We start from the raw sequence: 21,448 nt of genomic DNA on the forward strand, positions 1-21,448 counted from the left end.
CCGGCGACCCGGCGACCCCTTCCGTGACCGGGTGTATTTTTAAGCTGTCCCTTCGCAAATTTTGTCACAGTATGAGCCAACAGACGGGCGACATCCGCCAGCAGTACATCGCCGGAGAGTGGACCGACGGCGAGGGAGAGGAGACGTTCGAGAGCACGAACCCGGCGACGGGCGAGACGCTCGGTGAGTTCCGGCGCGGCACCGAGGCGGACGTGGACCGCGCGCTCGAAGCCGCCGAGGAGGCGTTCGACGAGTGGCGCGCGCTCTCGCACATCGACCGCGCGGAGTACCTGTGGGACATCTACCACGAACTGGGCGAGCGCACCGACGAACTCGGGGAGATCATCACGAAGGAGTGCGGGAAGGAGATCTCGGAGGGGAAAGCCGACGTCGTCGAGGCCGCCCACATGGTCGAGTGGGCCGCCGGCGACGCTCGGCACCCGAAAGGTGACGTCGTTCCCTCCGAAATCCCGAGCAAAGACGCCTACATGCGCCGCAAGCCGCGCGGCGTCATCGGCTGTATCACCCCGTGGAACTTCCCCGTCGCCATCCCGTTTTGGCACATGGCCGTCGCGCTCGTCGAGGGGAACACGGTCGTCTGGAAGCCCGCCGAGCAGACGCCGTGGTGCGGCCAGGTCATCGCCGAGATGTTCGAGGAGAGCGGAATTCCCGACGGCGTGTTCAACATGGTGCAGGGCTTCGGCGACGCCGGCGCGGCCATCGTCGACGACCCGCGCGTCGACACCGTCCTCTTCACGGGCAGCGCCGAAGTCGGCCACGAGATCGCCTCGAAGGTCGGCGGCGAACCGGGTAAGCTCGTCGCCGCCGAGATGGGCGGCAAGAACAACATCGTCATCACCGAGGACGCGGACATGGACACCGCCGTCCACTCCGCCGTCATGTCGTCGTTCAAGACGACCGGCCAGCGCTGCGTCTCCTCCGAACGCCTCGTCGTCCACGCCGACGTGTACGACGAGTTCAAGGAGCGGTTCGTCGACATCGCCGAGGACGTCGCCGTCGGCGACCCGCTGAGCGAGGACACGTTCATGGGGCCGCTCATCGAACCGGAGCACAAAGAGAAGGTCTCGAAGTACAACGAACTGGCGAAGGAGGAGGGCGTGAACGTCCTCGTCGACCGCACGGAACTCGACGAGTCGGAGATTCCCGACGGCCACGAGGACGGCAACTGGATCGGACCGTTCGTCTACGAGGCGGACCCCTACGACGACCTGCGCTGCACGCACGAGGAAGTGTTCGGTCCCCACGTCGCGCTCCTGAAGTACGACGGTGACGTCGAGGAGGCCGTCGATATTCAGAACGACACCGAGTACGGACTCGCCGGAGCCATCATCTCCGAGAACTACCGCCAGATCAACTACTTCCGCGACCACGCGGAGGTCGGTCTCGCCTACGGCAACCTCCCGTGCATCGGCGCGGAGGTCCACCTGCCGTTCGGCGGCGTCAAGAAGTCCGGCAACGGCTACCCATCGGCCCGCGAGATAATCGAGGCCGTCACCGAGCGCACCGCGTGGACGCTCAACAACTCCTACGACATCCAGATGGCGCAGGGGCTGTCGGCCGACATCAAGACGAAAGACGAGTAGCGACGGAGACGGTACGACCGAAGGCGGAGACGCGAAGTCGAGCGCCGTCCGAGACGGCCCGTCTCTCGGTGCGTCCGGTCTGAGGTCTCACCGTACGTTCGACACGCCGACCACACCGACTGCGCCGACCACGCCGGCCGCGCCGACCACACCGACTGCGCCGACCACGCCGACCGGGCGAATCGGTCGCGGATTTATGGTCCTACCAGCCCAACGTTCGAGTAGTTCCCACCGAGTGATTCGGTTGATACACCGTGGCCAATACAACCATCTCAGACAGGGAGAACCGCCGGTCGAATCCGACGTCGCGGCGCATCGGGGGTGCCGCAGCGTTGCTCGGCACGCTCCTCGTCACCGCGGGCCTGCTCCAGCAGGCGCTCACCGACGTGACCGCCGGTGGCGACGTCGTGTTCGACGTGCAGAACACCGTCTTCCTCGTCGACCAACTCGCGCTCGTCGCGGGCATCCTCCTGCTGTTCGTCGCGCTCGTCGGGTTCGTCCTGTACCACGAGGAGGCGGGCGGCATCTACTGGTGGTTGGGCGTGCTCGGCACCGGCGGCGGGATGGCGTTCAGCCTCGCCAGCGCCGGCGCGCAGTTCGCCTTCGAGATGGCCGGGATGGCGACGCTCGCGCAGTACGCCGCCTACGGCTTCCTCGCCGGTAACGTCGGCTTCATCGGAGCGTCGCTGCCGCTGGGCATCGCGCTGCTGCTGAGCGGGTGGGCGAAGGCACCCGAACTCCGACTCGCGGGCATCGCGTTCGCCGGCACCGGCCCCTCCATCTCGCAGGGGGCGATCTTCTTCGGACTCAACGGCCTCTTCGGCGGCCTGCTGTTCGTCGGCGCGTACGCGACGGCGTGGCTACTGGTGGCGTACAATCTGCTTCGCGCCGACTTCTGACCGAGCCGACCGGATTTTTCCGGCGTTACGCGTCGTTCGTCTCGACAACCGAGTCGGTCCGACCGGTCCTCGAAGTATCACTTTTGTACTGGCCCCCGTACGCGGCGTATGCAGATTCACGAGTACTTCGACGAGTTCGCACGACGCGATTGGGACACCGGCGCGGACGGAACCGTTCGGTTCGCCGTCGTCGGCGTCGGCGGGTTCGCCCGCAAGGCGGCGCTCCCCGCCCTCGCGGACGCCGACTACGCCGAGGCGACGGTGCTCGTCACCGGGTCGCCCGAGAACGCCGAAGACGCCGCGAGCGAACACGGTATCGAAAGCGTCCTCACCTACGAGGAGTACCACGACGGCGCGGCGACCGACGCCTACGACGCCGTCTACGTCGTCACCCCGAACGCGCTCCACCCCGAAGCCATCGAGACGGCGGCGGAGAACGGAAAGGCGGTGCTCTCCGAGAAGCCGCTGGCGGCGACCGTCGAGGGGGCCGAACGCGCCGTCACCGCGTGCGAGGACGCCGACGTGCCGCTGATGGTCGCCTACCGGATGCAGTTCGACCCCGCGGTTCGCCGCCTCCGCGAGTTCGTCGGCGAGGGCGGTATCGGCGACGCGCTCCAGCTGCACGGCGGGTTCGCCTTCGACGTGATGGGCGGCGGTCGCGGCCCCGACCAGTGGCGTCTCGACGCCGACCTCGCGGGCGGCGGCGCGCTGATGGACGTCGGCGTCTATCCGCTGAACGCGGCGCGGTATCTCGTCGACGCCGACCCGGTGGCGGTCACCGCGACGACGCGCGGCGAGGGCGTCTTCGCCGACGTGGACGAGCAGATCGCGTTCCAACTGGAGTTCCCCGACGGCGTCACCGCCTCCTTTACCGCCGGGTTCTCCGGGTACACCAGGAGCCACCTCTCGATTCGGGGGACCGAAGGTTACGTCGAACTGAGCGACTCCGCGTTCGGCACGGAGGACCCGCGACGAGTGACCGTCCACCGAAACGACGTGCGGACGACGGTCGACGGACCACAGACGGGCGAGATACGCGAGGAGTTCGACTACTTCGCGCACGCGATACTGACCGACGGGGAGATCGGCCCGGACGGAGAGGAGGGGCTGCGGGACGTACAGGTGACGACGGCGGCGTACGAGGCCGCGGAAACCGGCGAACGCGTCGAGATACGGTACTCGTAAGTCGGGTGTCGTGAGGAACTTCGGAAGACGAGGCGGGAGCGCTCCCCCACCGGGCTAGGGGAGCGGTGCGGCGATGGCCACAGTGGACCCCTCACTGCAGCGTGGTGCGGCGGTTGATTTGTGCCGAGTCGTCGACGAGAAAAGCGTCGATATCGTCGGCGAATTCGCCTAAGGAGTACGCCTCAATAAAGGCATCGACACGGTGAACTGATGCCGCTAACGGGTCTCACGGTACCGTGGAACGTGGCCCTCGTCTCGTCACCGCCGGTCCGCGAGCGCCGGGAACTCCTCGCGGACCCGCGTCACCTCGTCGGGGTCGAGGTCCGCAGTGACGTGCGCCGGACGGTCGCCCGCGCTGGCCAACGCCGTCCCCCACGGGTCGTACACCGTCGACCGTCCGAGCAGCGTCGCCGACTCGAACGCGCCGACGCCGTTTATCGCGCCGAGATACCAGAGGTTCTCGATAGACCGCGCTCGCGTCAGCGTCTGCCAGTGTTCGACGCGGGGGTACGGCCACGCGCTCGGCACGAGGAGTAAGGTGACACCGTCGTCGACGAGTCGACGCGTCAGTTCCGGGAAGCGGAGGTCGTAGCAGGTACAGGTCCCGACGGTGAAGCCGTCGAACTCGAACGGTTCGAGACGCTCGCCCGGCGTGAGCAGACGGGCTTCGGCGGATTCGTATCCGAACAGGTGGTGTTTGCGGTACGTCGTCCGCAGCGAGCCGTCGCGGTCGAAGAACGTCGTCGTGTTCGCCAGCCCCTCGTCGGCGGGGACGTCGTAGCCCGCGGCGGCGCTCGCTTCGAGGTCCTCGACGTGGCTGCCGGCGAGGAGGCCGACGTCGTGGTCGACCGCCATATCGCGGAGTCGGCCGAACGTCGTCCCGTCCAGACCTTCGGCGACTCGGGCGTACGATTCGAACGCGAAGTAGCCGACGGCGAACAGTTCCGGGAGCGCGACGAGGTCCGCCCCGTCGGCGGCCGCCGCTTCGACGGCCGTTTCGGCGGCTTCGAGGGCGCTCTCGACGCTTCCGGCGTCCTGTTCGAGTTGGGCGAGGGTGAGACGCATCGGTCAGCGCTCCGCCTCGGCGAGTTCGCGTCGCAGCGCCCGTTCTAAGTTGTCGAGTTCGCGGTCGAGATTTCGCTTGAAGAAGCTCTCGACCCCGGGCAAACTGCCGTCGACGACGAACTCGTTGACGAGGCGGGAGCCGTTCTCCGTCCCCTCGACGGTGTGTTCGCCGGTGACGCGGAGCGCGCGCGAGCGGCCGACGAACTTCACGTACCGCGGCGCGTCGCGGGTGACGTCTTCGGTCTCGACGGGTATCGTCGACCGGACGAGGGGAATCGGGAGCGCGACGTGCCACGTCGCTTTCCGCTCGTCGGTCGGGTGAACGTCGTAATCCTCGACGACGCTTATCGCGCCCGCACGTTTCTCGGGGTCGGAGATGAACGCCCACACGGCCTCCGGTGGGTGGTCGAACTCGAAGGTCCGCGTAACCCTGACAGTCATGGGGTCATATCAGGCGGAGAGGGCAAAAATCCGTGGATTAACTGCGGGTGACACGCCACGTCGTCGAGCGCGCGCGACCCCACTTCTCGATCTCGACGTCTTCGGATTTCTCCGCGAGACGCGGCAGGCGCGACCCGACCTGCTTCGCCGAGAGGCCGATCGCCTCGGCGATGTTCTTCGCCCGGAAGTACCGCTCACCGCGAGTGACGCTCTCCCGGAGGTAGGCGATAATCCGCTGTTCCTCGTCGGTGTATTCGGTCATCGACGTTCCTCCTACGTGTCTGACGATAATAACGGTTACTCGGTCGGACGAGCGAACCGCAGTTAGGTAGGTTAGTTAGCGTACACGTGCACGGCGACGACCGCCAGCGACGCGGCGACCATCGCGCCGGCGAATCCCCACGCCTGCGTCAACTGATCGGGTCCGACGAGCATCACCGCCGCGCCGACGAGCGCGAGCACCGAAAACAGCATCGCCACGCCGATGCCCATGTCCGTCTGAGTCGTCTGCGTTGCCATACCACCCGGTTCGGTGGCGTCCACTTAGTTTATTCGACAGTGGTCGGTCTCTCCCACCGAGCCATATCGGCTAAGTAGCCCGCGGACACTGGCCTCGTATGGAACCGAGTGCGGCGGACCGTCCGGACGCGACGAGCGTGCCGGAGACGTTGCGGTCGCGCATTTCGAGGGGCCGGTCGGGTCGAATCGCCGTCGTGCTCGTCGCCGTGACCGTCGCCCTCGTCGTCGCCTCCGCGCTCGGCTTCGTCGACGCCCCCGAAGTCACCGAAATCAGCAATCGAATCGTCGCCGTCGACAACGACACGACGACTATCGAGACGAACGTCACCGTCCGGAATCCGAACCCGCTCGGGGTCAGCATCGACGGCGCGACTATCGACTACGGCGTGCGGATGAACGACGTGCCGATGGCCTCGAACCGCAAGAACGGCCTCCGCATCGGCCGCGGCAACACGACGCTCTCGTTCCGGACCGAGATGCGAAACGAGCGCATCTCCGAGTGGTGGGTGACGCACGTCGAAAACGGCGAGCAAACGACGCTCCGAGTCGACGCCGACGCCGGGTACCGCGGCGTCGAAGCCACCTTCGAGGGGCCCACGGTCGAGCGCGATATCCGGACCGACATCGTCTCGGCGTTCAACTCGACGGAGACCCGAGCCATCGACGCGAACCGACCGCTCGTCTCGGACCCGGTCCTCTACGTCAACGAGACGAGCGCACGGTGGGGCGACGCCAACGAGTCGGCGACGCCGATTCGCACCTCGTTCGTCGTCTACAACCCGAAGCCGGTCCCGCTGACGCTGAGCGAACTCGGCTACGACATCCACATGAACGGCGTCCGCGTCGGACGGGGGTCGACGAACCGCGAGTACGTCGTCGGGCCGAAGCAGACCCAGCGTATCGAGGCGACCGCCGTCATCGAAAACGACCGACTCGACGAGTGGTGGGTGACGCACGTCCGCCGCGGGGAGGTGACGACGCTCGCCATCGATTTCTCCGCCGTCGTCCGCCTGCCCGGCGGTGTGAGACTCGACCTCCCCCTCCAAGGCGTCCGGTACACGCAGACGATTCAGACCGACGTGTTCGGAACGGAGACGAACGTCGGGCGGTCGAACGGTACCGAATCGACCGGAAACAGCACCGGATCGACCGGAAACAGCACCGAAGCAAAAAGAAATCTGGCGACCGCAGACGGGCATCGTCCGACCGCGGACGGGAGTCACTCGACCGCAGGCCGAAATCGCTCGCCAACCGGCGAGGGTGGGCTGGTCGCGTTCGTCTCGCCAAACCTGCACCTGCCGACAACGTTTTTACCCCGTCCGTCCGTGTATCGAGTACATGCAACGGAGTACCCACTCTCCTGGTCGAGTTCTTCTCCCGCGATGAGAACGCCGTCTCGGTGACGAGCGACGACGAATCGATTCTGCTGCGCATCGGCGACCGCACGTGTGAACTGTCGAGAGCCGACGCTGCGGAACTGCAAGACAGCATCGGGACCGCGCTGACCGAGAAACGCGAGTTCTTCCGCACCGCGGGCGAGCACCGCGACGACGGCAGTTACGTCGTCTCGCGGCGCAGCGCGGAGTCGGCGGGCAACGCGAAAGTGTTCGAGAGCTTCGAGAGTCTGCGCCGCCTGTACGACCGTCTCCCCCGCGAGTTCACGGCCGAAGACGTCGGTCGGACCGGTATCACCGGGTCGCGCCGCCACATGCTGATTCGGCACTTCGGCGAACATCCCGCCTTCGACTGCCGCATCACCCGGCGGAATCCGCTGACCGCCGAACGGGTCGATGCCGACGCCGGAAACGCCGGTGGCGACGTGTTGACCGAGGCGGACGCGACGGCCGACTGAGTCGGTGGTCGCGGCGGGACCGGAGAGAGCCCGGCCGACCTCCCCCCGTCTCGTCTCTCAGGAAATCGTGACGTGTTCGGATTCGGCGTTGAGCGCGAGGTTCGCCGCGATTTCGGCGTTTCGCATCGCGTACTGGGCGGTCTGCTGGAGGCTGACGAGCACCTCGCGGATTCGAAGGAGCTCCTCGTTCGACACCTCCGGAATCTCCGAGAGGATGTCCTGCTCGCGGTCGGTGAGTTCGCGGAACTGCTCTCGCACCTCGATGGTGAGGTCGTAGTCGCGGTCGACGACCGACCGGACCGCTTTGACCGTGATGTCGTCGACCTGGTCGGTGAACTCGCGGATGCGGCGCATCGTCGCCGAGTCGACGTCGATGGTGTGTCCTTCGGTGTTGAGGACGATTTCGGCGATGTCCTCGGCGTTGTCGGCGGTGAGTTCGAGGTTCTTCGCCACCGAGCGGTAGCCGATGAGCGGAAAGCCCGATTCGAGGCCGACCGCCCGACAGAGGTTCGGGTTCTGGTACGCCGTGAAGATGAGGCGGAGCACGAGGACGAAAATCTTGTTCGCCTGTCGCTCGCGGTTGAGCGCCCGCTGTGCGAGGTCCGGGTTGCCGTGCGCCAGCGCCTTCACCGCCTCGCCGCGCATCGTGCTCCCGGTGTTTTCGAGGCGTTCGAGTAGGTTGTCGAGCGTGAAGTCCTCGGGGTCGACCGAACACCGGATGGCGATTCGCTCGGGCGTCTCCTCGATGACGCCGAGGCCCATCAGCTGCGTCTCCGCCTTGTAGACGGCGTTGATGTGTTCGCTGTCGAGCGCGCCCTCGGACTTCTCGACGTGAATCACGCGTCGCCCGAGAACGTACTGGGCGACGATAGCGCGTTCGAGTCCGTCCGCGTCGAGGTTGTCGGCGTGGATGACCGCCTCCGAGTCCTCCGTCGACGCCGACTCCGGCAACACGGTGAGCGTTCCCTTGCCGCCCATCCGAATCGACACCTCGTCGCCTTTGTTCACGCCGTGTTCTTTCGCCCACTCCGCCGGGAGCGTCATCGCCAGCGTCGAGGGACCGAGCCGCTGGACTTTCCGCGTCTCCATGGCATTCCGTATCCCTTCTATGACCTTAATCTTCACTATAGGGAGATAATACATCATAAATCGGGAGAATTCGGCTCGGAGTCGCGACGGGACTCGACGGGTGATGGAGGCAGCGCGGGCGCTCAGACGACCTTCATCATCCGGCGCTCGAAGCGGCCGACGCGGACCTTCGTCCAGCCTCGCAGCTCCGCGTCGAGTTCGGGGTCGTCGGTGTCGACGCGCAGCACCGAGATACCGTCGAGTTTCGAGCGCGAGGCGACGACTTCGACCGAACAGCGGCGGACGACCGCGGGCGACAACTGCGGGTTGCCGCGGCCGAACACAAACCCCTGTCCCCCGATGGGCGAGACGACGACGACGTTCTCCTCGCCGAGCGCGTCGAGAATCTCCGACTCGCCGGCGTCGCGGACGAGCAGTTCCCCGTCTCGCCACACGTCGACGCCGATGGGCGACCCCTCGAACCCCAGCGCCTCCTTCACCGCGCCGACGGTCGAACCGGGGCCGAGCACGTAGGTGACGCCCGGTTTCACGTCGGCGGCGACGCCCTCGGCGAGCGCCTCGACGGTGCCGCCGCCCAGTTGTTTCGAGGACTGCAAGTCGTCGGCGACGGGGACGACGGCGACGGCGCGGAGTTCGGGGTGGACCTCGCCCTCGCGGTAGTCGTCCTCGTCGATGTCCATCACCTCGCGGCGCTCGGTGCGCTCGAAGGAGGCGGCGATACCCGCGGCGTCCTCCGGAGAGACGGCGAACACCGACGAGTACACTTTGACGCCCGCGGGGACGCCGAGCATCGGCGTCTCGCTCCCCGCCTCCGAGAGAGCCTCGGCGACGTCGGCCGCGGTACCGTCGCCGCCGACGAAGAGGACGAGGTCGACGCCGGCGGCGACGAACGCTTCGACGGCGCGCCGGGTGTCGTCGGCCGTCGTCTCCTCGTCGCTCGGCGCGCCGACGACCTCCGGGTCGAAGCCGACCGCCCGGGCGGCGTCCTCGCCCATCTCGCCGCCGTAGACGACGAGCGCCGCGTCGGGAACGCGTTCGCGGAGTTCGGTCAGCGCGCGGCGCGCTCGCTCCGGTGCGCGCGGCTCCGCACCTCGTTCTCTCGCCTCAGCGACCTTCCCGTCCGTCCCTTTCAGTCCGACTCGCCCACCCATCCCGGCGATCGGGTTGACGACGACGCCGATGCGCATACTCGAAGGCTGCGGCGGCGACGCCAAAAGCACGCCGACTCCACGGACGAGTCGTGTCGATTTCGCGGACGAACCGTGTCGACTCCGCGGACGAATCGGTGACTGTCTACCGCACTGGCGAATCGACGCTCGCGATGTCGACTCGGCGCTCGGATATCGAATCGGTGGTTACGATGTCGAATCGACGATTACGATGTCGAACCGATGGTCGCGTCGTTCCGCCCGCTATCGGCCGTACTCCGGGATGCTCTCGAAGACGAGCACTCGGCCGCCGCTCGTGACGAGCACTTCGTATCCCGAGAGGTCGAACGCGACGGACGACGCCGACTGCTTAGCGAACAACGCGTCGAGGGCGTCCGGGTCGACGGCCCGGTAGAGCGGTTGCATCTCGCGGGGGTCGACGTCTTTCACTTCGGCCACGGCCACCACGGCGGCGGTGCTCGGGGGCATCGTCTCGTCCCACGAGGCGGCGTTTACGGCCACTTCCGTCAGTGACGCCGCACGGTCATCCATGGTCGTAGCGCACCTCGGCAACGTAGTTCAAGTTTCCCATGTCTGTTGGCTCTCGGTAGACTGATTCGCTCGAATCCGACACTCTCGGGTTCGTGTCCCCGGTCTCGGCTCGACGGCTGTGTCGTCCGATACCTACGAGTGCAAACCGCGAACAGTTAAACGGCGTGCCTGATAACGTGTCGCTCATGTACGTACTCGCGTCCGAACAGTCGCTGCCCATCGCCGAAACCGGCGGCGTCGTGCTCCTGTTGAGCCTGCTCATCACCGTCGGCTGGCTGCTCTACCTCTACCGCTGAGCCGACGCCGTGTGCGACTGCGACTCAGTCGTCCGCGGCGTCGACGTCGATGACGTTCGCGTGTTCGCGGAGCCATCCGGCCGCGTCCTTCGCCGCCCCCGCGTCGGCAGCGCTGATTTTCACGCGGACGCCGTCGCCCGGATGGCTTCCGACGGTGACGTCGAAGCGACGCTGTAAGTCGGCTAACCTGTCGGCGAGTGCACTCTCCGGTTCGTCGACGAGGACGCGCTCGACGTACGTCTCGGTTCCCGTGAACTCGTTTTCGACGCGTCCGAACATCGCCTTCATCTCCGCGGGGACGCCCGGCAGCACGTACACCGACTCGACGACGGCACCCGGCGCGACGCCCTCGTCGTTCGGGAGAAAACGCGCGCCCGCCGGGAGTTCGACCGTTCGCGGGTCGCCGTCGTCCGCCGAGTAGCCACCGCGGTCGGCGAGCCACGCCGACGCCTCCGCGTGCGGTTCCAGCGACCTGCCGACCGCCGCCGCGACGCCCTCCATCGTCACGTCGTCGTGCGTCGGTCCGAGACCGCCGGTGACGACGACCGCGTCGTAGGCGGCCAGCGACTCGTTGACCACTTGGGCGATGTCGGCGAGGCGGTCGGGCACCGTCGTCACGCGTTCGACCGTCGCGCCGCGCGCGTCGAGTCGTTCGCCGAGCCACGCGGCGTTCGTGTTCACCGTGTCGCCGACGAGCAGTTCGTCGCCGACGCTGACGATTGCGATTCGCATCGCTCGAAAGAGGGGCGGCGCGTCGAAAAGTCCCGCGTTCTCGTCGGCGACGGCGTCGATGCGAGCTTCGGGGTTCCGGAGTTTCGCAGCGACGGCGTCACATCCCCGGTGGCGGGCGACGACCGGTGTCGTCGGACGTGTCGACGTCCAGTCCGAGCTCCTCGCGCTGTCGCCGGAGTTCCGCGATACGCCGGCGGTAGTAGAGACCGCCGACGAGCGCGACGAGCGTGGAGACGCCGAGTATGCCGCCGAAGATGTAGAGGTCGCGTTCGAGGTAGAACCGGACCGAGATCACGTCGCGCTGAACGTCGTCCCAGTGGAGGTGGACGCGACCGTCTTCGAGGCTCTGTCGGTCCGCACTCGGCCGCGTGCTACTCAGAATCGGTACGTCGACGCGGCGGTCCTCCGGCAGGACGATCTCGTAGGAGCCTTTCACGAACGTCGGCAGCGAGAACTGCTTCGGGGTGCTCTGGCCCGTGAACGCTAACTGGCCCGCCTCGTTCGACGGCGCGTCCGCCGGCGGTTCGACGACGACGGCGTCTCGTTGCTCTTCGATGGAGCCGCCGCGCTCGATGAGCGTCGTCCCGTTGACGACGGTTCCGTTCGGGTAACGGTAGCGAACCGCCTCGACGTAGAGGGGACTCTCGGTGCCGAGGCCGTCGTTGCGGTACAGGCTCAGTTCGTCGCCCTCGAAGCGGTACACCGCCTGGTACGTCGCCCGCTCGGAGACGTTGATGTAAACGTCGGCGTCGGCGTCCCAGTTGTACTCGCCGGTGACGTTGCCGTCGAGGCGGTCGGGCGGAATCTCGTTGTCGCCGAAGAAGCCGAGACACCCCGAGGTGGCGACGAGCAGGACGACGGCGGCCGAGGCCAAAAGCAGTCGACGGTTCATGGGATGACACAGCGCAGCTCCGACGGCAGATACGAGCCGATGCTTGCCAGAAGCCCCGGCGGGTCGGTCCCCTCGGCGCAGATGATGCTCTGCTCGAGGAGGCCGAGTCGTTCGACGGTGACGATGTCGTTCGCGTGTCCGGCGCGGTTCACCGTCGCGCGAACCTCGCCGCGGGTGGCGCTGTTGACGTTGACCCGCCCCGCCCCGCGCCGCCAGTCGTACAACTGGTCGCGCGTCTCGTCGGCCAGCCGCGACGGTTCGTCGTCGCCGCCGTAGACGAATTTGAGGCGCTGGTGCTGGACCAGTCCGAACCGCTCGCGAATCTGTGAGGGGGTACCTCGCCCGAGCCCGATCTCGGCGCTCGGGATGCGAATCTCTTCGCCCACGTCGAGGGCGAACCCGTCGTCGTCCCACGATTCGAGCGTGCCGATGTACGTCTCTCCGGCGTCGAGATGCGTCGGAATTTCGCCCCACTCCTCGCGGAGCGCGTTGCGTGCGACCGTCTCGTCGTCGCCTTCGACGGTGACGGCGACGAACTCGTCGTGGCGGACGCCGACGGTGAACTCCACGTCCAGCGAGCCAATCTCGTTCGCGACGAGCGACCGGAGACTGTCGAGCGTCCGCTCGCGGGCGTCACCTTCGACGTAACATTTGGTTGCGAGAACGACCATCAGCCGGTCACGTCGGCGTTCAGTTCCTCGCGGAGTTCGTCGACTCGTCGGTTCATCGCGTCGACGAGGCGGTTGTTCTCCATCGACTCCAACGGGGAGCCGCACTCGGGACACTCGAAGCCGAAGTCCATCGCCTCGCCGAACTCGAAGCGGATCGAACAGACCTCGCAGAGGTAGAACTCGTGGGTCTGTTCGTACTCCTGGCGCTCTTCGAGCGCGTCGAGCAGGCGGTGCATCTCCTCTTCGAGGTTCTCGGGGATGTTGTCGTACTCGAACGTCCAGAGGTAGGTGAGCCACCCGGAGTCCTCGTCGCGGACGCGGCGGTACGTCGCGAGGTCGTTCTCGTAGAGGATGAAAAGCGCGCGACGAACGTCGTTGAGTTCGAGACCGAGCTCCTCGGCGAGCTCCTCGTCGGTGACCTCCCCGTCCGGCGGCGCGGCGGCGACGGGCATTCCCGTCGGACCGACCAGCTCGTGGAGGTACTTCTGAATGACAGGGTCTCCCAGCAGGTCCTCAAAAGCCATTACCCTATCCTCTGTCGCAGAATCGTTTAAAAGCACCGGATAGCGGCGTCGACGGGACGCTTCGGCGACGCGTCGGTTTTAGACGCCCCCGAGGTGCCCGGGCCGAGGTTTTTGTGCGGTGACGGGACCAGTTCGCGCCGTGAGTTGAACGCCGTCCGCGGTCGGTCGAGGCGGGTGTCCGGCGCGCCGCCGCGGAACCCTACAGCGCCGGCTGTCCGCCATTCGGTTCACGCGGTGAGTCACCCCCGGGCGCGTCGGCGCCGACGGCCTCACTCCACCTCTTCGACGCGCTTGCCCGTCTCCATCGGAATCACTTCGCGCTCGGCGTCCTCCCACTCCCGTTCGAGTTCCCGGCCCTCGAACAGGCGGTCGAGGAACACCGCCAGCGCCGCCACCTCCGAGTGAGGTTGGTTCGTCACGCCGACGTTGAAGTCCGCGTAGTCGTACACCTCGAACGGGACCTTCTCCGCGCCGACGACCACGAGAATCGGTTCCTCGGCGTGCGCGGCTCTGACGTCGTCCTCTACGTCCTGAACGCGCTCGCCGTACATCGTGAGGTGGACGACCGTCCCCCTCCAGTCGCGGACGATATCGCGGTAGGAGTCGACAACTTCGACCTCGAACGGGCCGCCGAATCTCGTCGTGATGTCTCGCACCGTCGTCTCCGACTGGCTCGCGTCGCCGACGAGGAGCGCGCGGTCCGCGCCGAGCGCCCGCGCCGTCAGCCCGATGTGCGTCGTCATCCGGTCGTCGCGGCCCGGTCGGTGCCCGAGTCGCAGGACGACGACTTCGGATTCGTCTTGCATGCGCTGTCCGAGGCGAGCCGTCGGTTAGGGGGTTTCGGAACTCGACGAGTTGCGATGCTGGTGCGACGACTTCGGCGCTGCCACGACGGCTCCGATGCCCCCGCGACGGTCCCGACGCCGCCACGACGGCTCCGACCGACTCTCGTAACGCGCGAGCGACCACAATCGACTTACTGCCGTCGGCGGAGGTTGGAGTATGAACCTCGTAGACAAGCGAGTCGTCGTCACCGGCGGGGCGGGTCTCGTCGGGTCGCACCTCGCGGCGAAACTGTCGACCGAGAACGAAGTGGTCGTCGCCGACGACCTCTCGAAAGGAACCGAGTCACGCGTCCCCGACGACGTCGAGTTCGTCCAGGCGGACATGCGCGAATCGGCCGACGTGGCCGAGGTAATCACCGAGGACGTCGACGTCGTCTTCCACCTCGCGGCGTACACCGACACGAACTACGAGGACCCGAGAAAACTGTTCGAGGAGAACACCGAGATGACGTACAACGTCCTCGAACGGATGGACGAGGCCGGCGTCGACGACGTCGCGTTCACCTCCTCCTCGACCATCTACGGCGAGGCCCCGCGGCCGACGCCCGAGGACTACGCGCCCATCGAACCCATCAGCGCCTACGGCGCGAGCAAACTGGCCGACGAGGCGCTGATGTCGACGTACGCGCACTCGCACGGCTTCACCGCGTGGGTGTTCCGCTTCGCCAACATCGTCGGGCCGAAGCAGCGCGGCAACGTCATCCCGGACTTCATCGAGAAACTGCTCGACGACCCCGAGACGCTCACCATTCTCGGCGACGGCCGCCAGGAGAAGTCGTACCTCTACGTCGAGGACTGCGTCGACGCCATCTGTCACGTCGTCGAAAACGCGGACAAATCGATGAACACCTACAATCTGGGGACGCGGACGACCACCTCGGTCAACCGCATCGCCGACATCGTCGCCGACGTGATGGGACTGGACCCCGAGTACGAGTACACCGGCGGCGAGCGCGGGTGGAAAGGCGACGTGCCGAAGATGCGCCTCTCCATCGAGAAACTCTCCGCGCTCGGGTGGGAGCCGTCGACTGCCAGCGACGAGGCGGTCGAACGTGCCGCAGAGGAACTGTACGACGAACTTCGCACCGAGCGCGAGTCGTAGTCGGCCCGTCGGTCACACCGACTCCACCGAAAACTTCGTCTGCGCCTCCGCGTCGGCGTCGACGGCCGTCAGTTCGCCGACGGCGACGTAGTCGCCCGGTTCCGGGTCGTTCCAGAGGCCCTCGAACGTCGTCGACTCGCCGGGGTCGAGCGTCTCGCTCCCGAGCATCTGCGCGAACATGCGGCCGTCGCTCCAGCGCCACACTTCGCCGTCGCCGCTGGCGTCGCTGACGACGAACTCCGCGCGTTGAGCGTCACGGAACGAGAGCGTCGCGCGCTCGTCTCCCCGGTTCTCGACGGTCAGTCCGAACTCTACGAGGTCGTCTCGCGGCGTCGCGGTGAGCGTTGCTGTGAACATACGTTGGGTACGAAAAAGCGAGGAATAACGTTCGGGTTTACAGGTCGTCGGAAGAGTCGAGACCGAGCGCCGCCGCGGTGTCGAGCAGTCCGGCGCCCTGTTCGTTCGACGCGAGACCGATATCTTCGGCCGTCGAGGCGAGTCGGTCGCGCGCCTCGGTGTTGGTGTACCCGTTGGCCATCAGCTGCGCACCCGCGCCGGCGACGTGCGGGCACGCCATCGACGTACCCGAGAACACGTCGTAGCCGCCGCCGGGGACCGTCGACTCCACGTCGACGCCGGGCGCGGCGATCTCGACCTCCGACCCGGTCGAGGAGAAGGAGGCGAGGTCGTCGTTGCTGTCGGTGGCGCTCACGGCGACGACTTCCGAGTAGGCGGCAGGGTAGCCGACGCAGTCGCTGCACGGCCCGTCGTTGCCGGCGGCGGCGACGAGGAACACGCCGCGGTCGTAGGCGTAGGTACAGGCGTCCTTGATGGTCTGCGACCCGCTGGACGCGCCGAGGCTCATGCTGGCGACGTCCCAGCCCTGGTCGGCGGTGTACTCGATACCCGCCGCGATGTCGGAGAACGACCCGCTGCCGCGCTTGTCGAGCACCTTCACCGCGTGGAGGGTCGCCTCCGTGCTGACGCCGACGACGCCCTCGTCGTTGTCGACAGCGTCGGCCGTCCCGGCGCAGTGAGTGCCGTGGTCGTTGTCGTCGTCCCACGACTCGTCGTACGGCCCTTTCGCCGAGACGAACGCCTTGCCTTCGCCGAGGTTCGCCTGCAGGTCGGGGTGGTCGGAGTCGATACCGGTGTCGAGGATAGCCACGTCGGCACCTGCGCCGGTCTCGCCGCTGTCGTGGGCGACGTCCGCGTCGACGCGGTCGATTCCGTACGGCGTCGACTGCGCGAACGCGTGCATCTGACCGTTGGCCTCGACGTAGCGAACGTCTCCGCGTTTCCGGAGACCCTTCACCGCGTTCTCGTCGACCTCGATGGTCATCGCGTCGAAGTTGAACCGTCGGACGACGCTCGATGCGGCGTTTTCAGCCGCTCGTCTGCCGCTCCGCTCGCTATATCCGAGATTGACTTCGACGAGGTTGTCGTTACCTTTCGCCGTCGCCAGTCCGCCGAGTCCGCCGACACCGACCGCTACGCCCGTCGTCTTCAGCACGTTACGCCGAGTTACACCCGTGGTATCATCCGACATTGCGAACAGTCAGAAGAATTAATCTATTTTATAACTTCAGGAATTGAACTATTTTGCCGATAAATTACACTCTTGATGTAGATATTTACTAACAGTATTGAGCTGAGGAATCAGTCGTCACCGAGGTCCAGCGCGGCCGCGACGTTTAGCAGACCGGCACCCTGTTCGACCCGTCCGAGCCCGAGGTCGTCGGCGGTTCCGACGAGTCGCTCGCGGGCTTCGGTCGTCGAGAGCCCGGTCGAGACGAGAAGCGCCGCGGCCCCGGCGACGTGCGGGCACGCCATCGACGTTCCAGAGTACGTCCTGTAGCCGCCCGGAACCGTCGAACGAACGCCCGTGCCGGGAGCTGCGATGTCGATTCGGGGTCCCGTCGACGAGAAACCCGCGAACCCGCCGTTACGGTCGACGGCGCTCACCGCCAACACCGTCGGCAGCGTCGCCGGAAACCCCACGGTGTTCGGCCGTGAACGGCCGTTTCCGGCGGCGGCGACGAGTAACACCCCTTCGTCGGCGGCGTACCGACAGGCGTCGCGGACGAGGTTCGTCGGACGCTGCGAGCCGAAACTGAGGCTCCCGACGGCCCAGCCCCTGTCGGCGACGTACTCGATTCCGGCGGCGATGTCGGAGACCAGCCCGACCCCGGCGCAGTATATCACTTTCACCGCGTGGAGCGTCGCCTCGGGAGCGACGCCGACGACTCCTTCGTCGTTGTCGAGGGCTCCGACGACGCCCGCGCAGTGGGTTCCGTGGTCGTCGTCGTCGTCCCAGTTGGTCTTGCAGGCGTTCCCGTTGCCGGTGACGCGGCAGAGTCGCGGCCGACCCCGGCAGTTGACGAACGCCCGCCCGTCCCCGAGATTCTCGCGGAGGTCCGGATGGTCGGAGTCGACGCCGGAGTCGACGATAGCGACGTCGACGCCGTCGCCCGTGACGCCCGCCTCGTGGGCGAGTCGCGCGCCGATACGGGAGACGCCCTCCGGAACCGTCTGAGACGCCGACTGCTGATACGTTCGCATCGTCCTGTCGGGTTCGACGTACCTGACCTCGGGGCGTCGCCGAAGCGTCGCCACGGCCTCCCGCGGCAGTTCGACCGTCAGCGCGTCGAAGGCGAACTGCCGGACGACTCGGGTTGCGACCCGGCGGACGACGTCGCAACCGGGGGCTCCGACTGTCGCGTCTATCCCGACGTTCACCACGGCGGTGTCACCGGCGTTTCCGCCTCCCCTCCGAGCGCCCCCCGCCGCGAGTCCGGTCGCCGCGCCCCCGCCGACCGCCCGCAACACCCCTCTGCGCGTCGCCGCTGACTGTCTCGACATCCTTCGAGTGGTTCGGACCACTGTCGCTTATCTCTAATTTCGACCGACACGACCGTCGTGAGGGCCGTTCTCTCTCCGACACCAGACTGTCAGATGGGGGAGAGACTTGATCGAAGGGAGAGAGACGCGGCCGAAACTGCGTCGGGTGCGACGGTACGCGCCGCCGAGAGAGACGCTTTTACCGTCGGACCGGATACTGGGAACCGTGCAAGTCGTCGGTTACGATTCACTCGACGGAGGACTCTATCTCGCGCTGAGCGGCGGGGCGACACTCGGTGACGGGACACCGACGGACCCGACCGAAGTCGAGTATCTCCCGCTCGACGCCGGCGACGAACTCGCGTACCGACTCGGGGGGCGACACTGCGCGGGCACCGTCGCCGACGAGGGCCACTACGCCTGCGAGAACGACGACGCCCCCCACTGCGAGTACCACCGGAGCACGTGGGTCTGCGCGCGCTGCCGAGGGACGTGTCTCAAAGACGAGATGGACTGTTTCGACGACCACGCCGTCTACCTCGCGGCGTTCGCGCCGGACGTGTTCAAGGTCGGCGTCACCAAGGAGTGGCGACTCGACACCCGCCTTCGAGAGCAGGGTGCCGACAGGGCCGCCCACCTCCGAACCGTCGAAAACGGCCGCATCGCCCGCGAAATCGAGTCCGAACTCGCCCGAGAGCTGACCGACCGGGTGCGCGTCCCGACGAAACGGGCGGGTCTCCACCGACGAGTCGACGCCGAGCAGTGGGAATCGCTTCTCGCCGAGTTCGACCCGCTCGACACCTTCTCGTTCGACTACGGCTTCAGCCTCGACAGCCGACCGATGGGCGAGACCATCGCCGCCGGGCGCGTCATCGGCACGAAGGGGCGACTGCTCGTCCTCGAAAACGCGAGGACGACGTACGCCGTCGACATGCGCGACCTCGTCGGCTACGAGCTCCGCGAGGGCGAGAGCGACCGAGAGCTACAGTCGAGCCTCGGCGCGTTCGGGTGATTACCGCACCGGCGGTTCGAGAGGCGAACCGGCCGTTTTCCGGGTATGTCCCGCCTTTAGTGCTGCGTGGTAACAGCTAACACATCACTGCGCGAACTCACGCTTTGGAGAGTGACGACGATGACCTTAGCAACGGTCCCACGGTACGACAGCGAGCGGGCGTCCGAGTGGGGAGAACGGGCACCCGAGTGGGGCGAACGGGCGGTAGTGGTCGGAGCGGGCGTCGCGGGACTACTCGCGGCGCGCGTTCTCGCCGACGGGTTCGACGAGGTGGTCGTCGTCGAGCGAGACTCGCTCCCGGACGAACCGGTCGCCCGTCGCGGCGTGCCGCAAGCGCGCCACGTCCACGTTCTCCTGAAAGGAGGCGAATCGACGATAGAAGACCTCTTCCTGGGCTACGGCGAGGAGCTGCTCTCGTCGGGCGGCGTCGTGTTCGACGGCTCTCGGGACGTCCACTTCTACCTCGAAGGAGAGTACCTCGCCGACGGTCCGCAGCGCATCCCCCAGTACGGGGCGACTCGCTCGCTGTACGAGCAGTTACTCCGCCGTCGCGTCGCCGACCTCGACGGCGTCGAACTCCGACCGAACTGCCGAGTCGTCGACTACCGCCTCGACGACCGAGGGACCACCGTGACGGGCGTCGCCGTCGAAGACGAGGAGTCGGGCGGAGCGGTGCTCGCTACCGACCTCGTGGTCGACGCTTCCGGTCGGACGAGCCGAACGCCGGCGTGGTTGGAACGCATCGGGTACGAGTCACCTCCCGTGGACGAGGTGTACATCGACCTCGCGTACAGCACGACCCTCATCGAACGGCCGCCCTCCGAGCGTCGTTCGTACGTCGTCGCGGCTTCGCCGGCGTGTCCCCGTGGGTCCGGGATGGTCCCTATCGAGGGCGACCAGTGGCTGGTGACGCTGTACGGCGTCCACGGCGAGCGACCCCCGACGACGTTCGAGGAGTTCGAGGCGTACGCGGCGACGCTTCCCGTCTCAGACGTAGCCGACATACTCCGCGAACACGACCAGACGGCCGACGACGTCGTCCACTACCGGTTCCCGTCAAATCGGAGACGCCGGTACGAGGACCTCGACCGATTCCCCGACGGCCTCGTCGTCGTCGGCGACGCGATCGCGAGTTTCAATCCGATATACGCGCAGGGAATGTCGGTCGCCTCGCTGGAGGCGGTCCTCCTCCATCACGCGCTCGCGGCGGGCGGCCGCGACGACCTCGCCCGACGCTTCTTCGCGCGGGCGTCCGACGTCGTCGACATCGCGTGGACGATGGCCGTCGGCGGCGACTTCCAGTTCCCGGAGACGACCGGACCGAAACCTCGGGGAAACGACCTCGTCGGTCGGTATCTCTCCCGGCTGTTCCGGAGGGCTCACACCGACGGCGTATTGCGAGACGCCCACTTTCGCGTGGTGATGATGGAGCAACCGCCGACGACGCTGTTTCGACCCGCGATCGCGTGGCGCGTACTCAAACCGAGCGGCGGCATCTCGGCCTACCGTCCGAAACTGGCCCGAGTCCGGGAGTCGCCGCATCTCAAACAGTGACTCGCTCTCTCGTCCCCCTTTGCGGAGGGTACCGAGGCCAACTGCGTCAGTGTGTCCGCCGTCGACCGGCTCTCTTGGTCCGTCGAAATCGCCAGACGCCGCCGCTCCGTCGCCCGAGTGCCAACGCTTTTCGGCGTGGCGTGCGAACGGCGACTCATGCCAGAAGACGAACCCGACGAGTCGACAGAATCTGAGGACGTGAACGTCGAAGCCGAGGAGAACGTCAACGCCGACTCCGGCGACTCCGAGGAGGAAGAGAAATCGTTCCGCGAGCGCGTCGAGGAGATTCGAGAGCGGCGCGCCCAGGAGCGAGAGGAGCGCGGGGAAGAGGGCGAGGACCCGATGGCCGAGATGATGGGCGGCGGCGGCCCCGGCGGTATGGGCGGCGGCCCCGGCGGCATGGGCGGCGGCGGCAACCCGTTCGCGCAGATGATGAGCGGCATGATGGGCGGCGGCGGTCCGGGCGGTATGGGCGGCGGCCCCGGCGGTCGGTCCGAGGAGAAAAGTGACGACAACGAGGCGCTCGTCCGCGAAGTTCGACAGCTCCGCGACGAGGTCCGCGACCAGACCCGACAGCTCCAGCGCATCGCCGACGCGCTCGAAGACCGGTAGGCCGACTTCCGAC

The 21,448-nt window shown here is 67.0% G+C and carries 24 protein-coding genes; 9 read left to right on the forward strand and 15 right to left on the reverse strand.

The window, feature by feature from the left end:
* Positions 1 to 71 precede the first annotated feature (71 nt).
* The 3 genes from FCF25_RS13795 (at position 72) to gfo6 (ending at position 3,688) form a co-directional block, all read left to right on the forward strand.
* On the forward strand, positions 72 to 1,604 hold the full coding sequence (locus FCF25_RS13795) for an aldehyde dehydrogenase family protein (RefSeq protein WP_117591277.1): 1,533 nt from the start codon (positions 72 to 74) through the stop codon (positions 1,602 to 1,604).
* A 254-nt stretch (positions 1,605 to 1,858) separates the two neighbouring features.
* On the forward strand, positions 1,859 to 2,503 hold the full coding sequence (locus FCF25_RS13800) for a hypothetical protein (protein WP_137049093.1): 645 nt from the start codon (positions 1,859 to 1,861) through the stop codon (positions 2,501 to 2,503).
* 108 nt (positions 2,504 to 2,611) lie between these two features.
* Complete coding sequence (gfo6, locus tag FCF25_RS13805) at positions 2,612 to 3,688, forward strand: D-xylose 1-dehydrogenase Gfo6 (RefSeq protein ID WP_137049094.1); 1,077 nt, start codon at positions 2,612 to 2,614, stop codon at positions 3,686 to 3,688.
* Positions 3,689 to 3,946: 258 nt separating this feature from the next.
* On the opposite strand, the gene FCF25_RS13810 is transcribed toward gfo6, so the two are convergent.
* The 4 genes from FCF25_RS13810 to FCF25_RS13825 form a co-directional block, all read right to left on the reverse strand.
* On the reverse strand, positions 3,947 to 4,753 hold the full coding sequence (locus FCF25_RS13810) for a nitrilase-related carbon-nitrogen hydrolase (RefSeq protein ID WP_137049095.1): 807 nt from the start codon (positions 4,751 to 4,753) through the stop codon (positions 3,947 to 3,949).
* A gap of 3 nt (positions 4,754 to 4,756) precedes the next feature.
* Positions 4,757 to 5,194 (reverse strand): CoxG family protein, encoded by a 438-nt coding sequence (locus FCF25_RS13815; RefSeq protein ID WP_117591273.1) that lies wholly within the window; start codon positions 5,192 to 5,194, stop codon positions 4,757 to 4,759.
* Between the two features lie 37 nt (positions 5,195 to 5,231).
* Positions 5,232 to 5,456 (reverse strand): FaeA/PapI family transcriptional regulator, encoded by a 225-nt coding sequence (locus FCF25_RS13820; RefSeq protein ID WP_058581661.1) that lies wholly within the window; start codon positions 5,454 to 5,456, stop codon positions 5,232 to 5,234.
* A gap of 71 nt (positions 5,457 to 5,527) precedes the next feature.
* A complete protein-coding gene (locus FCF25_RS13825; RefSeq protein WP_117591272.1) occupies positions 5,528 to 5,713 on the reverse strand; it encodes a hypothetical protein in 186 nt (61 codons plus the stop codon).
* Positions 5,714 to 5,811: 98 nt separating this feature from the next.
* On the opposite strand from FCF25_RS13825, the gene FCF25_RS13830 reads away from it, so the two are divergent.
* Together FCF25_RS13830 and FCF25_RS13835 are read left to right on the forward strand one after the other, a co-directional pair.
* Entirely contained in the window at positions 5,812 to 7,116 is a 1,305-nt protein-coding gene (locus tag FCF25_RS13830; protein ID WP_137049096.1) for an LEA type 2 family protein, read from the forward strand.
* A gap of 50 nt (positions 7,117 to 7,166) precedes the next feature.
* Entirely contained in the window at positions 7,167 to 7,565 is a 399-nt protein-coding gene (locus FCF25_RS13835) for a hypothetical protein (RefSeq protein WP_137049414.1), read from the forward strand.
* 57 nt (positions 7,566 to 7,622) lie between these two features.
* Here FCF25_RS13835 and FCF25_RS13840 read toward each other — a convergent pair whose 3' ends face one another.
* The 8 genes from FCF25_RS13840 to FCF25_RS13875 all read right to left on the reverse strand — a co-directional run bounded on the left by FCF25_RS13840 (position 7,623) and on the right by FCF25_RS13875 (position 14,275).
* Positions 7,623 to 8,654 (reverse strand): PhoU domain-containing protein, encoded by a 1,032-nt coding sequence (locus FCF25_RS13840; protein WP_117591270.1) that lies wholly within the window; start codon positions 8,652 to 8,654, stop codon positions 7,623 to 7,625.
* 122 nt (positions 8,655 to 8,776) lie between these two features.
* Positions 8,777 to 9,841, reverse strand: coding sequence for an ATP-NAD kinase family protein (locus tag FCF25_RS13845; RefSeq protein WP_137049097.1), 1,065 nt, complete (start codon positions 9,839 to 9,841; stop codon positions 8,777 to 8,779).
* Positions 9,842 to 10,066: 225 nt separating this feature from the next.
* Positions 10,067 to 10,354 (reverse strand): HalOD1 output domain-containing protein, encoded by a 288-nt coding sequence (locus FCF25_RS13850; protein ID WP_198665627.1) that lies wholly within the window; start codon positions 10,352 to 10,354, stop codon positions 10,067 to 10,069.
* 320 nt (positions 10,355 to 10,674) lie between these two features.
* On the reverse strand, positions 10,675 to 11,382 hold the full coding sequence (locus tag FCF25_RS13855) for a molybdopterin-binding protein (RefSeq protein WP_137049098.1): 708 nt from the start codon (positions 11,380 to 11,382) through the stop codon (positions 10,675 to 10,677).
* 97 nt (positions 11,383 to 11,479) lie between these two features.
* Positions 11,480 to 12,274 (reverse strand): DUF5803 family protein, encoded by a 795-nt coding sequence (locus FCF25_RS13860; protein ID WP_117591267.1) that lies wholly within the window; start codon positions 12,272 to 12,274, stop codon positions 11,480 to 11,482.
* Positions 12,271 to 12,945, reverse strand: coding sequence for a DUF2110 family protein (locus FCF25_RS13865; protein ID WP_137049099.1), 675 nt, complete (start codon positions 12,943 to 12,945; stop codon positions 12,271 to 12,273). The genes FCF25_RS13860 and FCF25_RS13865 overlap by 4 nt, the downstream gene beginning before the upstream one ends.
* Complete coding sequence (locus tag FCF25_RS13870) at positions 12,945 to 13,469, reverse strand: transcription factor (RefSeq protein ID WP_117591265.1); 525 nt, start codon at positions 13,467 to 13,469, stop codon at positions 12,945 to 12,947. The genes FCF25_RS13865 and FCF25_RS13870 overlap by 1 nt, the downstream gene beginning before the upstream one ends.
* Positions 13,470 to 13,738: 269 nt before the next feature.
* Positions 13,739 to 14,275 carry a tRNA (cytidine(56)-2'-O)-methyltransferase gene (locus FCF25_RS13875; protein WP_117591264.1) on the reverse strand — a complete coding sequence of 179 codons (537 nt, stop codon included), beginning with the start codon at positions 14,273 to 14,275 and terminating at the stop codon, positions 13,739 to 13,741.
* Between the two features lie 196 nt (positions 14,276 to 14,471).
* Here FCF25_RS13875 and FCF25_RS13880 point away from each other — a divergent pair, with 196 nt between their 5' ends.
* Entirely contained in the window at positions 14,472 to 15,416 is a 945-nt protein-coding gene (locus tag FCF25_RS13880; RefSeq protein WP_137049100.1) for an NAD-dependent epimerase/dehydratase family protein, read from the forward strand.
* A gap of 12 nt (positions 15,417 to 15,428) precedes the next feature.
* On the opposite strand, the gene FCF25_RS13885 is transcribed toward FCF25_RS13880, so the two are convergent.
* The 3 genes from FCF25_RS13885 to FCF25_RS13895 all read right to left on the reverse strand — a co-directional run bounded on the left by FCF25_RS13885 (position 15,429) and on the right by FCF25_RS13895 (position 18,278).
* Entirely contained in the window at positions 15,429 to 15,773 is a 345-nt protein-coding gene (locus FCF25_RS13885; protein ID WP_137049101.1) for a BsuPI-related putative proteinase inhibitor, read from the reverse strand.
* A gap of 37 nt (positions 15,774 to 15,810) precedes the next feature.
* Positions 15,811 to 16,965 carry a S8 family peptidase gene (locus tag FCF25_RS13890; protein ID WP_137049102.1) on the reverse strand — a complete coding sequence of 385 codons (1,155 nt, stop codon included), beginning with the start codon at positions 16,963 to 16,965 and terminating at the stop codon, positions 15,811 to 15,813.
* A gap of 110 nt (positions 16,966 to 17,075) precedes the next feature.
* The gene (locus FCF25_RS13895; RefSeq protein ID WP_137049103.1) at positions 17,076 to 18,278 is read right to left on the reverse strand and encodes a S8 family peptidase; all 1,203 of its coding nucleotides are present in this window, start codon (positions 18,276 to 18,278) and stop codon (positions 17,076 to 17,078) included.
* Between the two features lie 205 nt (positions 18,279 to 18,483).
* On the opposite strand from FCF25_RS13895, the gene FCF25_RS13900 reads away from it, so the two are divergent.
* From FCF25_RS13900 to FCF25_RS13910, 3 genes are all read left to right on the forward strand, one after another.
* A complete protein-coding gene (locus tag FCF25_RS13900) occupies positions 18,484 to 19,269 on the forward strand; it encodes a DUF2797 domain-containing protein (RefSeq protein ID WP_137049104.1) in 786 nt (261 codons plus the stop codon).
* 120 nt (positions 19,270 to 19,389) lie between these two features.
* Positions 19,390 to 20,823, forward strand: a complete 1,434-nt coding sequence (locus FCF25_RS13905; protein ID WP_137049105.1) for an NAD(P)/FAD-dependent oxidoreductase — start codon at positions 19,390 to 19,392, stop codon at positions 20,821 to 20,823.
* Positions 20,824 to 20,979: 156 nt separating this feature from the next.
* Positions 20,980 to 21,435, forward strand: a complete 456-nt coding sequence (locus FCF25_RS13910; RefSeq protein ID WP_137049106.1) for a hypothetical protein — start codon at positions 20,980 to 20,982, stop codon at positions 21,433 to 21,435.
* Positions 21,436 to 21,448 lie beyond the last annotated feature (13 nt).

Origin of the sequence: Haloprofundus sp. MHR1, assembly GCF_005155585.1 — an archaeon.
In the GTDB taxonomy this organism is placed as follows: Archaea; Halobacteriota; Halobacteria; order Halobacteriales; family Haloferacaceae; genus Haloprofundus; species Haloprofundus halophilus.

What these genes read in the sequence shown, in the direction of transcription:
- FCF25_RS13860 (WP_117591267.1), bottom strand. Translation starts at nt 12,274, where the DNA reads ATGAACCGTCGACTGCTTTTGGCCTCGGCCGCCGTCGTCCTGCTCGTC.
- FCF25_RS13850 (WP_198665627.1), bottom strand. Translation starts at nt 10,354, where the DNA reads ATGGATGACCGTGCGGCGTCACTGACGGAAGTGGCCGTAAACGCCGCC.
- FCF25_RS13890 (WP_137049102.1), bottom strand. Translation starts at nt 16,965, where the DNA reads ATGTCGGATGATACCACGGGTGTAACTCGGCGTAACGTGCTGAAGACG.
- FCF25_RS13795 (WP_117591277.1), top strand. Translation starts at nt 72, where the DNA reads ATGAGCCAACAGACGGGCGACATCCGCCAGCAGTACATCGCCGGAGAG.
- FCF25_RS13865 (WP_137049099.1), bottom strand. Translation starts at nt 12,945, where the DNA reads ATGGTCGTTCTCGCAACCAAATGTTACGTCGAAGGTGACGCCCGCGAG.
- FCF25_RS13810 (WP_137049095.1), bottom strand. Translation starts at nt 4,753, where the DNA reads ATGCGTCTCACCCTCGCCCAACTCGAACAGGACGCCGGAAGCGTCGAG.
- gfo6 (WP_137049094.1), top strand. Translation starts at nt 2,612, where the DNA reads ATGCAGATTCACGAGTACTTCGACGAGTTCGCACGACGCGATTGGGAC.
- FCF25_RS13905 (WP_137049105.1), top strand. Translation starts at nt 19,390, where the DNA reads ATGACCTTAGCAACGGTCCCACGGTACGACAGCGAGCGGGCGTCCGAG.
- FCF25_RS13845 (WP_137049097.1), bottom strand. Translation starts at nt 9,841, where the DNA reads ATGCGCATCGGCGTCGTCGTCAACCCGATCGCCGGGATGGGTGGGCGA.
- FCF25_RS13840 (WP_117591270.1), bottom strand. Translation starts at nt 8,654, where the DNA reads ATGGAGACGCGGAAAGTCCAGCGGCTCGGTCCCTCGACGCTGGCGATG.
- FCF25_RS13895 (WP_137049103.1), bottom strand. Translation starts at nt 18,278, where the DNA reads ATGTCGAGACAGTCAGCGGCGACGCGCAGAGGGGTGTTGCGGGCGGTC.
- FCF25_RS13855 (WP_137049098.1), bottom strand. Translation starts at nt 11,382, where the DNA reads ATGCGAATCGCAATCGTCAGCGTCGGCGACGAACTGCTCGTCGGCGAC.
- FCF25_RS13830 (WP_137049096.1), top strand. Translation starts at nt 5,812, where the DNA reads ATGGAACCGAGTGCGGCGGACCGTCCGGACGCGACGAGCGTGCCGGAG.
- FCF25_RS13820 (WP_058581661.1), bottom strand. Translation starts at nt 5,456, where the DNA reads ATGACCGAATACACCGACGAGGAACAGCGGATTATCGCCTACCTCCGG.
- FCF25_RS13885 (WP_137049101.1), bottom strand. Translation starts at nt 15,773, where the DNA reads ATGTTCACAGCAACGCTCACCGCGACGCCGCGAGACGACCTCGTAGAG.
- FCF25_RS13815 (WP_117591273.1), bottom strand. Translation starts at nt 5,194, where the DNA reads ATGACTGTCAGGGTTACGCGGACCTTCGAGTTCGACCACCCACCGGAG.
- FCF25_RS13910 (WP_137049106.1), top strand. Translation starts at nt 20,980, where the DNA reads ATGCCAGAAGACGAACCCGACGAGTCGACAGAATCTGAGGACGTGAAC.
- FCF25_RS13880 (WP_137049100.1), top strand. Translation starts at nt 14,472, where the DNA reads ATGAACCTCGTAGACAAGCGAGTCGTCGTCACCGGCGGGGCGGGTCTC.
- FCF25_RS13825 (WP_117591272.1), bottom strand. Translation starts at nt 5,713, where the DNA reads ATGGCAACGCAGACGACTCAGACGGACATGGGCATCGGCGTGGCGATG.
- FCF25_RS13875 (WP_117591264.1), bottom strand. Translation starts at nt 14,275, where the DNA reads ATGCAAGACGAATCCGAAGTCGTCGTCCTGCGACTCGGGCACCGACCG.
- FCF25_RS13870 (WP_117591265.1), bottom strand. Translation starts at nt 13,469, where the DNA reads ATGGCTTTTGAGGACCTGCTGGGAGACCCTGTCATTCAGAAGTACCTC.